Annotated in this window: 12 protein-coding genes; all 12 read right to left on the bottom strand. The window is 48.3% G+C overall.

The window, feature by feature from the left end; translation table 11 throughout:
* Nucleotides 1-3: 3 nt before the first annotated feature.
* Nucleotides 4-1,143 carry an ABC transporter permease gene (locus ACQCN2_RS09690; RefSeq protein WP_426928706.1) on the bottom strand — a complete coding sequence of 380 codons (1,140 nt, stop codon included), beginning with the start codon at nucleotides 1,141-1,143 and terminating at the stop codon, nucleotides 4-6.
* The gene (locus tag ACQCN2_RS09695; protein WP_426928707.1) at nucleotides 1,140-1,907 is read right to left on the bottom strand and encodes an ABC transporter ATP-binding protein; all 768 of its coding nucleotides are present in this window, start codon (nucleotides 1,905-1,907) and stop codon (nucleotides 1,140-1,142) included. Before ACQCN2_RS09695 ends, ACQCN2_RS09690 begins: the two co-directional genes overlap by 4 nt.
* Nucleotides 1,907-3,097, bottom strand: coding sequence for an HlyD family secretion protein (locus ACQCN2_RS09700; protein WP_426928708.1), 1,191 nt, complete (start codon nucleotides 3,095-3,097; stop codon nucleotides 1,907-1,909). Before ACQCN2_RS09700 ends, ACQCN2_RS09695 begins: the two co-directional genes overlap by 1 nt.
* A gap of 147 nt (nucleotides 3,098-3,244) precedes the next feature.
* Nucleotides 3,245-3,955, bottom strand: a complete 711-nt coding sequence (locus tag ACQCN2_RS09705; RefSeq protein WP_426928709.1) for an SDR family NAD(P)-dependent oxidoreductase — start codon at nucleotides 3,953-3,955, stop codon at nucleotides 3,245-3,247.
* Between the two features lie 137 nt (nucleotides 3,956-4,092).
* On the bottom strand, nucleotides 4,093-5,064 hold the full coding sequence (gene argF, locus ACQCN2_RS09710; RefSeq protein WP_426928710.1) for an ornithine carbamoyltransferase: 972 nt from the start codon (nucleotides 5,062-5,064) through the stop codon (nucleotides 4,093-4,095).
* Entirely contained in the window at nucleotides 5,009-8,248 is a 3,240-nt protein-coding gene (gene carB, locus ACQCN2_RS09715) for a carbamoyl-phosphate synthase (glutamine-hydrolyzing) large subunit (protein ID WP_426928711.1), read from the bottom strand. The genes argF and carB overlap by 56 nt, the downstream gene beginning before the upstream one ends.
* Nucleotides 8,241-9,347 carry a carbamoyl phosphate synthase small subunit gene (locus ACQCN2_RS09720; RefSeq protein ID WP_426929041.1) on the bottom strand — a complete coding sequence of 369 codons (1,107 nt, stop codon included), beginning with the start codon at nucleotides 9,345-9,347 and terminating at the stop codon, nucleotides 8,241-8,243. Before ACQCN2_RS09720 ends, carB begins: the two co-directional genes overlap by 8 nt.
* Nucleotides 9,348-9,501: 154 nt before the next feature.
* Nucleotides 9,502-10,686 carry an acetylornithine transaminase gene (gene argD, locus ACQCN2_RS09725; protein ID WP_426928712.1) on the bottom strand — a complete coding sequence of 395 codons (1,185 nt, stop codon included), beginning with the start codon at nucleotides 10,684-10,686 and terminating at the stop codon, nucleotides 9,502-9,504.
* Between the two features lie 30 nt (nucleotides 10,687-10,716).
* Nucleotides 10,717-11,505, bottom strand: coding sequence for an acetylglutamate kinase (gene argB, locus ACQCN2_RS09730; RefSeq protein ID WP_426928713.1), 789 nt, complete (start codon nucleotides 11,503-11,505; stop codon nucleotides 10,717-10,719).
* 13 nt (nucleotides 11,506-11,518) lie between these two features.
* Nucleotides 11,519-12,556, bottom strand: coding sequence for an N-acetyl-gamma-glutamyl-phosphate reductase (gene argC, locus ACQCN2_RS09735; RefSeq protein ID WP_426928714.1), 1,038 nt, complete (start codon nucleotides 12,554-12,556; stop codon nucleotides 11,519-11,521).
* Nucleotides 12,557-12,669: 113 nt separating this feature from the next.
* On the bottom strand, nucleotides 12,670-13,062 hold the full coding sequence (locus ACQCN2_RS09740; RefSeq protein WP_426928715.1) for a c-type cytochrome: 393 nt from the start codon (nucleotides 13,060-13,062) through the stop codon (nucleotides 12,670-12,672).
* A 123-nt stretch (nucleotides 13,063-13,185) separates the two neighbouring features.
* Nucleotides 13,186-13,455, bottom strand: coding sequence for a YciI family protein (locus ACQCN2_RS09745; RefSeq protein ID WP_426928716.1), 270 nt, complete (start codon nucleotides 13,453-13,455; stop codon nucleotides 13,186-13,188).
* Nucleotides 13,456-13,570 lie beyond the last annotated feature (115 nt).

Below are 13,570 nucleotides of genomic sequence, written 5' to 3' on the forward strand. Positions count from 1 at the left end.
CTTCTATTCAATCTGTTTCTTGAATTTCAGGATTACGACTGTACATATAACCATAAAGATGGCGGCCATTCCAAGCGTCTGCTTCCACAGGGAAGCCAGATCCACTCCTTTGAGAAAAATCCCCCGCAGAATCTCCAGGAAGTACGTGAGTGGTATCACTCCGCCCAGCCATTGAATGATAAGCGGCATCGTTTCGCGCGGAAACATGAAGCCGGAGAGCAACACACTTGGCAGGATCAAGGCAAAGGCAACCTGCATGGCTTGCAGCTGTGTTCGAGCGATCATTGAAATAAAAATCCCCAGTGTCAATGTCGTCACTAAAAAAAGCAGTGATAAGACAAATAGCAACAATATACTTCCTTTGACAGGCACACCAAACCAGTAAGTCCCTACCAAGAGTACAACACTAAAAGAGGATAAGCCGATAAATACATATGGCGTAATTTTGCCGAGAATAAGTTCGTCTGGCCGAATGGGGGTGACGATTAATTGTTCCATCGTCCCGCGTTCTTTTTCTCGAACTAGCGAGAATGCCGTTAAGATCACCGTCACGTTCTGCATAATCAATCCAATCAGCGCAGGTACGTTAAACACAATGCTTTTCATATTGGGATTAAACAGGACGCGTGTCTCTGCATTGATCGGAGAACTCAGCTTGTCAAAGCCTTGCTTATGCAGATATGATTCTTGGATCGTAAACGCCTCATTCTGAATGATGATTTGGGCATTATTCACTGCCGTGCGGGCGTTGTTGGGATCGGAGCCATCGATGAGCAATTGGATACTGGTCGGTTCACTCTGATCGAGCTTATTCGCATAGTCGGGCGGAATGATCACTCCAACACCAATCTGTCCTTGGTCAATCATGCTTTCGATCTCCTTATAGCTGGAAACATACTGGGTTAGCTCAAAGATTTGGGTATTCGCCAGTTTTTGAACAATTTGACGACTAGCCTGGGAGTTACTCTGATCCCATACGGCTGTCTTAATATGGTCGACGTCCGTATTCACCGCATAGCCAAACAAAAACAGCATCATGATCGGCATCACAAGGGCAATCCCCAGGCTCGGCTTATCGCGTTTGATCTGAATAATTTCTTTTTTCACGATTGCCATATACCTCGCCATCGAAAAACGCTTCATGAAGGATTCCCCCCTTGTACGCTGGTTCCCGATTTTGCTTCCGCTTCCTCAACTAAACGGATAAACACATCTTCCAGATTCGTGACACCCATTTGTTCGATCAATTGTTGGGGCGAGCCTTCTATCAAGAGATTTCCATAGAAAATGAACCCGATGGAATCACACGTGGTTGCTTCGTCCATATAGTGCGTACTGACCAGAACCGTAATTCCTTCCTTCGCCAAGCGGTGAATCACTTCCCAAAAGATCCTTCGCGACACGGGGTCAACACCAGCAGTTGGCTCATCCAGAATTAATAGTTCAGGTTGGTGCAACAACGCACAGGAGAGCGCCAATCGCTGTTTCCATCCTCCTGATAAGGACCCCGCCAGCTGTTTCTCCCGTCCGGTTAATCCGGCCATCTCGATTAGCTCATGCTTGCGCTGCCTTAACGTCTGTCCCGTGATCCCATAGATTCCCGCATAAAACTCCAGGTTTTCATTTACGGTTAGGTCTTCATACAGGCTAAATTTTTGCGACATATAGCCAATCCGTTGCTTAATCTCTTCACTTTCTTTGGTAATGTCAAAACCAAGCACCGTTCCTGTTCCCGATGTCGGGATTAACAAACCGCACAGCATGCGAATCGTTGTGGATTTACCCGAACCGTTGGGCCCTAGGAAACCGTATATGGAACCCTTAGGGATAGAAATCGTTACGTTGTTGACCGCGACACGTTCCTGAAACTTTTTGGTTAGGTTATGACAGGATATCGCGTAGTCCATCACTTGCCCACTCCATCCATTAGGTACACGTCAGCCGGCATCCCAGGCTTTAATTGATCGAGGCCCTCTTGAATCTGCACGGTTACGGCGAATACCATCTTGGTACGTTCATCTTTGGTCTGAATATTGCGAGGCGTGAATTCTGCCTTTTGTGATATGGCGGAGATTTTGCCTGTAAACGTCTTATCGGGATACGCGTCCACCTGAATATGAACGGTCTGATTCACTTTCACCCTGCCAAGCTCTGCTTCAGGGATGTACATGGTCAGCTTCAACTTGCCCTCTTTCATCATCGTAAACAGAGGTGTTCCTGGTTTGACTACTTCCCCTTCTGTGACGTTCTTCCGCAGGATTGTGCCATTCACCGGGATTCGAATCGTCGCTTTGTTCAACTGGAGCCTCGCTTGATCCAATCTAGCGGCTGCCTGTTGTTGATTGGCAATTAATTCTTTGATGACATAATCCGTGCTTCCTGCTTGCATCAAATCCAGATCCGATTGGGCACTTCTCATCTGTGCCTGTCTCGCCTCAATATCGCCCGCTGCAGCATCCAAATCACTCTGGGCACTCGTCACTTGCGCGCGATTCACTTCGACTTGAGAAGTTAAACGCTTCACGGCCGTTTGCGCTTGATTCACGGCTTCTTGCTGAGTGTCGTAATCTTTTTTTGTGGCTGCACCGTTTTGATACAGGCTGGCAATCTCACGCAGGCGCTCCTGTTGATAATCCAGCGTCTTTTTGGCTCCATTCAGGTCAGCTTCTCCTTGCGTCAATTGATCTTGGGCACGAGTCAAATTGGCTAAGGACTGACGTTTGCGTGAATCGGCTGTAGTGATCGCCGCATTGGCTGATTGTACATTGGCTAAAGCCTTATCAATCATTTGATTGCGATTACCCGCTTTGGCTTCGTCCACTTTGATACTGGCATATTGAAGAGCGGCCTGGGCTTCTTTTACGGAAAATTGATAGCTTTGATCGTCTAGGGAGGCGACGACCTGATTCTTGGTTACCGTTGAGCCTTCGTCAGCCATGAGCGATGTAACCTTTCCTGAGACTTCAGCAACAATCGGCACTTCATCGGCTTCAATCATTCCGGAATACGCCGCATCATCACTTTTTTGTAAGGAGCATCCCGTCAGTAAGATTGCAAGTATTCCTGTCATGAGAAAATAAAATAGCGTACGGTTCACTCGTAACCACCTCGCAATTTATAGAAGTGAGTAATCACTCGCTAATTATAGTATGCTAGGAAGCTTGTTAAAAAATCAAGAAAAAAGAAAGACACATCCTCAATAAGGTGCGTCTTTCGGCGTGAATCTATGTAAATGGGAACGTTCTTATTCCCCTCTTCTATATTGTTTTAGGATGTTGGCTGCCACTGTTTCGGGCAGAACTAATTTGCCTTCTTCTTTGAACCCTACAAATCTTGCAAGCTCCGGAAACTGCTCTTCATTAGCGCTTCGAATGCTCGCTTGCATTTGTGTGTCCATCACTCCTGGATTCACATTCGCTACTTCCACCTGGGGATTGCCCTCATATTGAGCAGCCAACACGTTAAAGAACATCTCATTGCCCGCTTTAGCCGCACAGTACATCGCCCATCCCGCTTTGGGTTTAGTGGCCGCCCCTGAAGAGATATTCAGGACCTGAACTCGCATACGGGAGATTTCTGGCAAGGAAAAAAGGGTATTAGTGATAAGCTGCGCCGCCAAAAAATTCACCTTGATATGATCTATCATTTGCTCAGCATCCAGTTGACCAATGCTACCGATCGGTTCCACCACCGCCGCATTATTGATAAAAAGAAGTTCCTCAATCGCAGGGTCTGCCAGAAGCTTGGATAGTTCATCCGCGGTAGGCAGTTGATCGATGTTGCGCAAATCCCTCTCCACCAAGAAAATTCGATTGGGATGCTTTTGCGCCGCCTCCAGTTGTTCTGGCAGAAACCTTCTGGCAATCGCAATCAGATAAACCGAATCACTGGCGAAGGATTCAAAAAACGCTTTTCCCAAACCGCTTGAAGTTCCCGTTACAATAACTGCTTGCATTCGATCCTCTCCCTTGTCATTCGCTCAAAAAATTGTTGATCAATTCAAAATTTTTCCTGCTTATTTATTATACTGGGTTACCCTCTCATTTGAAAATGAAGAAAACCCCTTCTTTCGGAAAAAGAAGGGGTTCCCGACTATAAAACTGCCGCTAAGATAGCTTTCTGAGCATGCAAGCGATTCTCCGCTTGATCAAACACGACGGAATGCTTGCCGTCAATAATTCCAGCGGTTACCTCTTCACCCCTGTGTGCGGGCAGGCAGTGCAAGAAGATGTAATCTGGTTTGGCTAATTGCGTGAGCTTTTCGTTAATCTGATAGTTCGCGAATGCTTGCAATCGGACTTGGTTCTCCTCTTCAAATCCCATCGAAGTCCACACATCGGTGTACAGCACATCCGCTTGATGTACGGCTTCTTCGGGATTATGGGTAAAGACGAGTTTCGAACCACTGACCATCGCATATTGGTAGGCCGTCCGAACAATCTCTTCTTGCATCTCATATCCTTCTGGTGTCGCTACGCTCACATCCATCCCCAATAATGCGGCGATCAGGACAAGCGAGTTGGCTACATTGTTACCGTCGCCGATGTAAGCCAGCTTCATGCCTTTTAGCTTGCCTTTATGCTCTAAAATCGTCATCATATCCGCCAACGCTTGGCAAGGATGGAACATATCCGTTAACCCGTTAATGATCGGTATCGAAGCGTGGTGCGCCAGTTCCTCCACACCCTCATGCGAGAACGTCCGAATCATGATGGCGTCAACATAGCGGGATAGTACTTTCGCGGTGTCGCTGATCGGTTCCCCGCGTCCTAGCTGGAGGTCTTTGCCGCTTAGGAACATGCTCATTCCGCCGAGCTGGTACATGCCTACTTCAAACGAAACCCGAGTACGGGTAGAAGACTTGTCAAAGATCATCCCCAACGTCTTCCCTTTCAACGGCTGATCAATCTGGCCGGTTTGTTGGCTTGCTTTTAACTCAATAGCCGACGCCAATAACTGATTCAGCTCTTGTGGCGTAAATTCGTCGATACGCAGTACATCTTTTCCTTTACAGTTTAACAGCGGTGCGTTTGGATAAAGTTCCAATGTCTTCGCAGGCTTCATGCCCTTCACTCCCCTTCGTTGAAAAAGCTTGTAAATACAGCTCAAACGTCTCCACTGCTGTCATCAGCGGCACGCCTTTTTGGATGGCAGTGCTGCGCAGTTGGAATCCTTTGCGTTCTTGACGGTTTCCTTTGGTTGCCGTAATCAAAGCCAGCGAGATTGGATGCCCTGATAGACTGGCGGCAAATTCCGCTTCGTTCTGAACGGTGAACAGGGGCTTGATTCCCTGCTTTTGCAACATTGCTGCTGTTCCTTCCGTTGCGGCGAACACGATCCCTGATTGTGCCAATCCCGCCAACACGTCGTGGATTTGAAGTTTATCTTGATCAGCCAACGAGAGGAATACGATATCTCCCGCTTGCAGAACGGGATAGCTGGAATCCTTATAGCGGAACGCTTTGGCAGCCGCCTCCTCAATCGTGCGGCCTAATCCCAGGATTTCACCTGTAGACTTCATTTCCGGCCCAAGTACGGGATCCACTCCATTTAGTTTAACTGTTGAAAAAACGGGAGCTTTGACGACCGCGAATGGGATATCTGGCAACAACCCTGTTCCATGTCCCATTTCGTGCAATTTCTCGCCTAATTGGGCGCGTACGGCTAACTCCACCATCGGAACTCCTGTGACTTTGCTTGTAATCGGTACTGTCCGAGAAGCGCGAGGGTTTACTTCCAGAACGTAAATCGTCTCCCCATCCACGACAAACTGGATATTCATTAATCCGCAAGCCTGAATACGCTGCGCAATTTTCTCTGTGTAGAGGGTTAGCGTCTGTTTCTGTTGACTCGTAAGCCCTGGTGCTGGGAACAAGGCGATGCTGTCACCCGAGTGAATCCCCGCTTTTTCAACATGTTGGAAAATCCCCGGAATCAGCACATTCTCCCTGTCACAGATGGCGTCAACTTCCACTTCCATACCAGGAATATATTTATCCACCAGCAAAGGGAAGAAGTTGATCTCCTGCTTCTGATTCAACCATCCGTTAACCGCTTGAGTTAACTCGTTGAAATCATACACCACTGTCATTCCTTGACCACCGATCACGTAGGAAGGACGCAGCAATACGGGATACCCGATTTGGTCCGCTGCATGAAGCGCTTCTTGTACGGTAGCTACACCTTCTCCAGGGATATGAGGAATCTCCAAGTCCCGGAGCATCTGATAAAACAACTCCCGATCCTCTACGCGATCAATCTCGGAAAGAGACGTACCCAGTATAGTGACTCCTGCCTCTGCCAATGGCGCTGCCAGATTGATGGCTGTTTGACCACCGAACTGGACCATTACTCCTTCTGCTTGCTCCCGATCGATCACGTTGAGCACATCTTCTACGGTAAGTGGCTCGAAGTAGAGGTGATCCGCCGTTTCATAATCTGTGCTTACGGTTTCTGGATTGTTATTGACCACAATGGAGACGATGCCTTTGGTTTGTAAGGCTTTCGCCGCATGCACCGAGCAATAATCGAATTCCACGCCTTGACCAATCCGAATGGGACCTGAACCGAGGACGAGAATTTTTTTGCCTGTTTTTTCTTCCACTTCATCGATTCCGTTCCAGCTGGAGTAATAATAAGGTGTTTGAGCATCGAACTCCGCCGCGCACGTATCGACGATTTTATAGCGAGGGGTAATCCCTAGTTCCAATCGCTTTTGGAAAATGACTTCTGGCTTTACTCCGACTAACTCCGCGATCGTTTTGTCGGCGAAGCCGCGATGTTTGGCCTCCTGTAAAAGCTCCTGGCTCAATTGTTCGATACCCGCACGAATCAACTGCTGTTCGATGACAATAATGACGGCGATACTGCGAAGGAAGAACGGATCGATTCCGGTTGCTTCATGCAAGGCGAGCTCCGTCATACCCCGTCGCAAAGATTCTGCTACAACAAACAGCCGAATATCAGTAGCGCTCATTAATGCTTGCTGCAGCTCTTCATCGGACATCGCTTTGACATCCGCTCGATTCAGGTGGGTGTAGCCCAACTCCAACGAGCGAACCGCTTTTAACAGACCAGCTTCCAACGTACGAGCAATCGACATCACTTCTCCGGTCGCCTTCATTTGAGTCCCGAGCAAACGATCCGCCAGCGGGAATTTATCAAAAGGCCAACGCGGTATTTTGACCACCACATAATCGATGGCAGGCTCGAAGCTGGCGTAGGTATAGCCTGTAATCGGGTTGAGCACTTCATCGAGATGGTAGCCTAGCGCCAATTTGGCGGCGATGCGTGCGATTGGATAGCCGGTTGCCTTGGATGCAAGCGCACTGGAACGGCTCACCCGCGGGTTTACTTCGATCAGGTAATATTGATCAGAGAGCGGATCAAGCGCGAACTGAATGTTGCATCCCCCAACCACACCTAGAGCGCGAATAACTTTGGTTGAAACGCTTCTTAGCATCTGATATTGACGATCCGTCAGCGTCTGGGATGGAGCAACTACGATACTATCCCCTGTGTGAATCCCTACCGGATCGAAATTCTCCATGTTGCATACGATGATGCAGGTATCGTCTTGATCACGCATTACTTCGTATTCAATCTCTTTCCAGCCCTTTACACTGCGTTCGATCAAGACCTGATGGATGGGGCTGGCATTCAGACCACGCAGGGCCACTTCCTTAAGAGTTGCTTCATCCTGGGCAATCCCTCCGCCTGCGCCTCCCAGCGTATAAGCGGGACGAACAATCACCGGATACCCAATCGATTGCGCAAATTGCAAAGCGGCTTCGACTGACTTAACCGTTTCACTTTCTGGCACAGGTTCCCCGATCTGTTTCATTAAGCTTTTGAACAATTCACGGTCTTCCCCATTTTTGATCGCTTCTAATGGTGTCCCTAACAATTCCACCTCATATTGTGTAAGCACACCGGCTTCCGCCAAGGCAACAGCCAGATTCAAACCTGTCTGGCCGCCCAGTGTTGGGAGGATGCCGTCTGGTCTTTCTTTGGCGATGATTCGGGTCACCGATTCCACGGTAAGTGGTTCCATATAGACTTTGTCTGCCATTTGTTCATCCGTCATGATGGTGGCAGGATTATTGTTGACGAGAACAACTTGCACTCCTTCTTCTTTTAAGGAGAGACATGCTTGCGCTCCGGCGTAGTCAAATTCGGCCGCTTGCCCAATGACAATGGGTCCGGAGCCGATAACCAGCACTTTCTTAATGAGTTGCTGCTTAGGCATAGTGCTTCGCCCCTATCGCGTTCATCGACTGAATAAATTGCTTGAAAACATGGGAGGTATCATCTGGTCCCGGATGAGCTTCCGGATGAAACTGTACGCTCATGATCGGGAGGTATAGGTGCTGTAAGCCTTCTACCGATTTATCGTTTACGTTGCGATATGTCACCATGAGCTGACGCTTATCCACCGTTTCTTCTTTCACAACGTATCCGTGATTTTGCGAGGTCATATAAACCTTGCCTGTCGTCAAATCCTTCACCGGATGATTGCTGCCCCGATGACCAAAAGGCAGGCGTTCCGTTTGTGCGCCAAACATTAATGCCAAGAGCTGATGCCCGAGGCAAATCCCCAATGTTGGGTAGGATTCCGCAACCTTGCGCCATTCCGCACAATAAGAGAGAAGCTCGGTTGGATCTCCAGGTCCGTTCGAGAAAACGATACCGTCCGGATGAAGCGCACGAATTTCCGCCAAAGTCGTATGAAAAGGCACTACCGTCACGCGACAGCCTAATTCACGCAGGGAGTTGAGGATCGACCGCTTCATCCCCAGATCCACGATGACGACATGCTCACGCTCTCCAGGATATTGAACGATCTCGGAACTAGAAACCTCCGGAACCAATGCTCTGTTCGCATGCTTCTCAAAATACGCCGCCACTTCCAAGGTGGATAGCGGCTTATCCGCGATGACTCCAAACACGTTGCCAGTGGCTCGCACCAGTTTGGTAACCGCTCTCGTATCGATGCCTGCCAGTATCGGAAATTGGAATGTTTCGGCAATTTCCGCAAGGGAGAATTGCGAGCGATAGTGACTCGGTATCTCGCAAAGCTCACTCACGACCATTCCGGATAACGCTGGCGCCAACGCTTCAAAATCGGCGTCATTGACTCCGTAATTGCCAATTAACGGGTACGTAAACGTAACAATTTGTCCCGCAAAAGAAGGATCTGTCATAACCTCTTGATACCCTGTCATACCTGTATGAAAAACGACCTCTCCTATTCCGTTCAGGGGAGCACCGTATAATCGACCGCTAAATACCTCGCCACTCGCCAGCGTCAAATATCCTGTTCCGTGGGACTTGGTATACTTATTCAACATTGTTCCTCTCCTCTCTCCATGTTCCCTATCCTCTGTTCTTCTTATCACCGTATACATATGCGTTGTTTTGTATTATTATACGTTCGTGTTTATAAAAATGCAACGGCTATTTTATCGTTCTTTCGACAAAACAACCGTTGCTTGTTTGCGGTTATTTAACAGTTTGATTCAGAGCATTTTCTAGCGCTTGAATCATCTGATCCATCTCTGTTTCTGTCGTGATAAAAGACGGGAGAAGGCGAATCACTTGGGGCCCCGCTTGCAGCACAATGACTCCGTGCTCTCGCATGTGGCTTAGAATATCGGCTACAGGCTCCGACATCTCCACTCCAAGCAGCAGGCCTTTGCCCCGTACTGCTATGATCTGCGGATAATCGGTAGCCAATTGCTCCAACTTCTGCTTCAAATCAATATGCAGTTGATTTACTTTCTCCAACAGGTTCTCCTGCTGAATCGTCTCTAGTGTTGCCAATCCGGCCGCCATTGCCAGAGGATTGCCTCCAAAGGTTGTTCCATGTGTACCTGGTGCGAAAGCCTCCGCTACCTGTTCAGTCGCAAGCACAGCTCCTACCGGAAACCCGCTGCCTAAACCCTTGGCAACCGAGACTACATCCGGTTTGATGTCATACTGCTGAAAAGCAAACCATGAACCTGTTCGACCAATTCCGGTTTGAACCTCATCGATCATGAGCAATAGTCCCTGTTGATCACAGAGTTGACGCAGTTCTTTTACCCACTCGGAATCAGCGGGAAGAACGCCACCTTCCCCTTGGATAAGCTCTAAAAGAATGGCGCAGGTTTTATCGGTAATCACCTGTTTGACAGCGTCCAAATCATTATAGGGAACTGTAACGAAGCCTACCGGAAGCGGCGCGAAACCATCCTTCACCTTGTCTTGTCCGGTTGCGGTCAAGGTTGCCAATGTCCGTCCGTGAAAGGATTGCTGAAAGGTGATCACCTCATAGCGATCCTCTCCCTTCACCTTCTGAGCGTAACGTCTGGCCAGCTTAATGGCTCCTTCATTCGCCTCTGCCCCGCTATTGCAAAAGAACACCCGATCAAGCCCGGATACTTCCGCCAATTTACTTGCCAACTGTTCTTGCAACGGATGTTGAAACAAGTTGGAGCTATGCCAAAGCGTATCTATTTGCTGATGCAAACGCTCGGCTACCTGCTTCGGCACATGTCCTAACGAAGTAACCGCAATGCCAGAAGTGAAATCCAGATAGGCCATCCCCGATTGATCCCATACCGTATTTCCTTCACCTTTTACCAATGCCAATGGCCATCTGGCATAGTTATTCATCAGATTGCATACATTTGCAGTTGATTGCATCTCTCATCCCTCGCCTTCTATAGATACACGCTAGCTTCCTTGATGAATCGTCGTCCCTGTCTCTCCATCACCAAACGCACCAATCAAGTCCTCCACAGTCCCCTGACAAATCATCACCTGGGGAACTCCTTGCGCCAACGCGTCCAATGCCGACTGTACTTTAGGAATCATCCCGCCATATACGACTCCGCTTTCGATCCACTCCCCAATCTCATCTGTTCCAACCGAGTGTCGTACTTCCTTATTCCCCGCTTCGTTTGGCACCATAATCCCCGGTACATCCGTGATCAATAAGAGATTATCAGCATGAAGCGAGGCCGCTATGGCACCAGCCGCTACATCCGCATTGATGTTATACACCTGCCGACCATCAGCGGATACCCCAAGTGGTGCAACAACCGGTATATATCCTTGATCAAGATGACTCTCGAGCAGGGAGGAGTCAATGTGAATAATCTCCCCGACCAACCCAAGAGGGCGTTCCGTCTGTTTCGCCACAATCAAATGGCCGTCAACCCCGCTGATTCCACACGCCTTGCCTTGTGCTTGAGACAGACGACGTACAAGCTTCTTGTTAATAGAACCGCTTAGCACCATTTCGACCACATCAATCGTTTGTTCACAGGTGTACCGCAATCCGTCGATGAATCGAGCCGGGATGTTTAACTTCTCCAGCATGGCATTGATGGCTGGCCCCCCGCCGTGTACGATCACGATTTGTTTGCCTTCTTGCTGCAAGCCAACAAGTGTCTCAAAAAAAGAAGCTGGAAGCTGCTCCATTGTACTTCCGCCACATTTAATCACAATCAGCGACGCCATTTTACCCTCCCCTCTATGGAAAAACAGGTGTCAGCAGCAGTCCTGCCGTCTCTTGAAGTCCCATCATCGTATTCATATTTTGGATGGCCTGACCGGCGGCCCCTTTTACCACGTTATCAATGACGCTCACCACGACAACTCTTCCAGTCCGTTCATCCAGATGAAGGGCTATGTCGCAATAATTCGATCCATACACTTCCTTGGTTCGTGGATAGCTGCCGAATTCTCTCATTCGCACAAACGGTTTGTCAGCGTATATCTCTTCGTACAATGCCTGCAGCTCTTGACTTGCGACATCCGTTGTTAGTTTGGCATACGCCGTTACCAGAATTCCTCTGGTCATCGGAATCAGGTGCGGGGTAAAAGAAATCGTTACGTTTGCACCCGACTGATTGACGATTTCCTGTTCGATCTCAGGTGTATGCTGATGCGATCCGATTTTGTACGCGGATAAATTTTCATTGACCTCGCTAAAATGAACGCCAAGCGAGACCCCTCTGCCCGCTCCCGAGATGCCTGATTTTGCGTCAATAATCAGGCTGTCGACGTCAATCCACCCCGACCTTACCAACGGCAAAAGGCCGAGCAGCGTAGCCGTTGGATAACAACCTGGATTGGCAATCAGCTTGGCGGACGCAATCGCCTCTTGATTCCACTCATGTAAACCGTAAACGGCCTGTGCAAGCAGATCGTCGGTTGCCGTCTCCTTTTTATACCACTTCTTGTATTCTTCACGTGAACGAAGCCTAAAATCGCCTGATAAATCGATCACCTTCACAGAATGCTTCAGCAATTCTGGCGTTAATTGCGAACTTACGCCAGCAGGAGCCGCTAAGAAGACCACATCGTTATCATTAGCCAACTGCTTTGCGTCGATGGCTTCCAAGCTCGGTAAGACTACGTTCTTCAAATGAGGAAAAAACTGCGCAAGCTCCCCTTCAGAAGAACTGGAGTATAAATGATGAACATTCACTTCAGGATGATTGTTCAACAGACGAATCAATTCGACCCCACTATATCCTGTTGCTCCGACAATTCCGGCTCGTAGCATGTTCCTCTCCTCTTTCTGTATTTTTATACATGAATAATAATAAAAATTCAAACAAAAAACAACCACCTTCCTTTGTGAAAGTGGTTGTTCATTTCAGCCTATTCCGATGTGAACTATTTTTTGGTAGCTAACCATGCGGCAAGATTTTCAGCATCTGCGCCTTGAACCAAGCCTGCAGGCATGCCGCCGCCGCCTTTACCGTTTTTCAAAACATCAAGGATTTGGTCCTTGCTTAGACGAGAGCCAATATCAGCAAGTTTCGGACCGATTTGACCTTGCATGTCTACACCGTGGCAGCCTGCGCAGGTTTGTTTAAAAACACCTTCAGCTTTAGCCGTATCAACAGTATCTGCACCTTGAGATGGAGTAGACGCAGGTTGTTGCGCTGCTGGTTGTTGCGCTGCAGGTTGTTGAGCTGGTTGTTGGGCTTGGTTTCCACCACCGCCACAAGCAGTCAACACAAGAGCAACCGCTCCAGCCAACATAAGTGGGGCAAAACGTTTCATCAAATTTCCCTCCTGTAATCATCGTGAGAAAAGCTTATGTAAACCCCTCTCTCCATAAATGAAGTTGAGGACGCTTTTCTTCCCTGCTCTACTAGATTTCCACAAATTAAACTGAGGCAATCATCAGCCAAGTGGTAATTCTAGCGGATTCCACTCTCGTAATTCCAAGGTTCGGGCTCCTGATGTAACGGCTGGATCGGCTTTTGCTAACAATTCTGCTTCTTCCATGGTGTCTGTCTTATAAATAACCAATCCTCCGCGTTTATCAGTGAATGGACCAGCCATGACCACTTTCCCATCCAAGTACAGGCGATTGATGTAGTCTAGGTGTGCTGGTCTTTCCTTGGCGTTTAACTCTTGGTCAATAATCGGCAAGAATGCTACGTAAAGCATGTCTATCCCCTTTCTGGTTCAACCCTTGAAATTGCAATCGAGGTGATCTCTGGAAAAGTATAACATGTTCCGTAAAGAACCTTCGATGGTGAAAATGTGAATATCCTGTGAACAA

Source organism: Brevibacillus ginsengisoli (assembly GCF_050113715.1).
Lineage (GTDB): Bacteria > Bacillota > Bacilli > Brevibacillales > Brevibacillaceae > Brevibacillus_H > Brevibacillus_H ginsengisoli.

Bases quoted from the DNA above. Each gene is read 5' to 3' on its own strand.
- carB (WP_426928711.1), bottom strand. From the start codon at position 8,248: ATGCCTAAGCAGCAACTCATTAAGAAAGTGCTGGTTATCGGCTCCGGA.
- ACQCN2_RS09695 (WP_426928707.1), bottom strand. From the start codon at position 1,907: ATGGACTACGCGATATCCTGTCATAACCTAACCAAAAAGTTTCAGGAA.
- argB (WP_426928713.1), bottom strand. From the start codon at position 11,505: ATGGCGTCGCTGATTGTGATTAAATGTGGCGGAAGTACAATGGAGCAG.
- argD (WP_426928712.1), bottom strand. From the start codon at position 10,686: ATGCAATCAACTGCAAATGTATGCAATCTGATGAATAACTATGCCAGA.
- ACQCN2_RS09705 (WP_426928709.1), bottom strand. From the start codon at position 3,955: ATGCAAGCAGTTATTGTAACGGGAACTTCAAGCGGTTTGGGAAAAGCG.
- ACQCN2_RS09740 (WP_426928715.1), bottom strand. From the start codon at position 13,062: ATGAAACGTTTTGCCCCACTTATGTTGGCTGGAGCGGTTGCTCTTGTG.
- argF (WP_426928710.1), bottom strand. From the start codon at position 5,064: ATGAAGCCTGCGAAGACATTGGAACTTTATCCAAACGCACCGCTGTTA.
- ACQCN2_RS09690 (WP_426928706.1), bottom strand. From the start codon at position 1,143: ATGAAGCGTTTTTCGATGGCGAGGTATATGGCAATCGTGAAAAAAGAA.
- ACQCN2_RS09745 (WP_426928716.1), bottom strand. From the start codon at position 13,455: ATGCTTTACGTAGCATTCTTGCCGATTATTGACCAAGAGTTAAACGCC.
- argC (WP_426928714.1), bottom strand. From the start codon at position 12,556: ATGCTACGAGCCGGAATTGTCGGAGCAACAGGATATAGTGGGGTCGAA.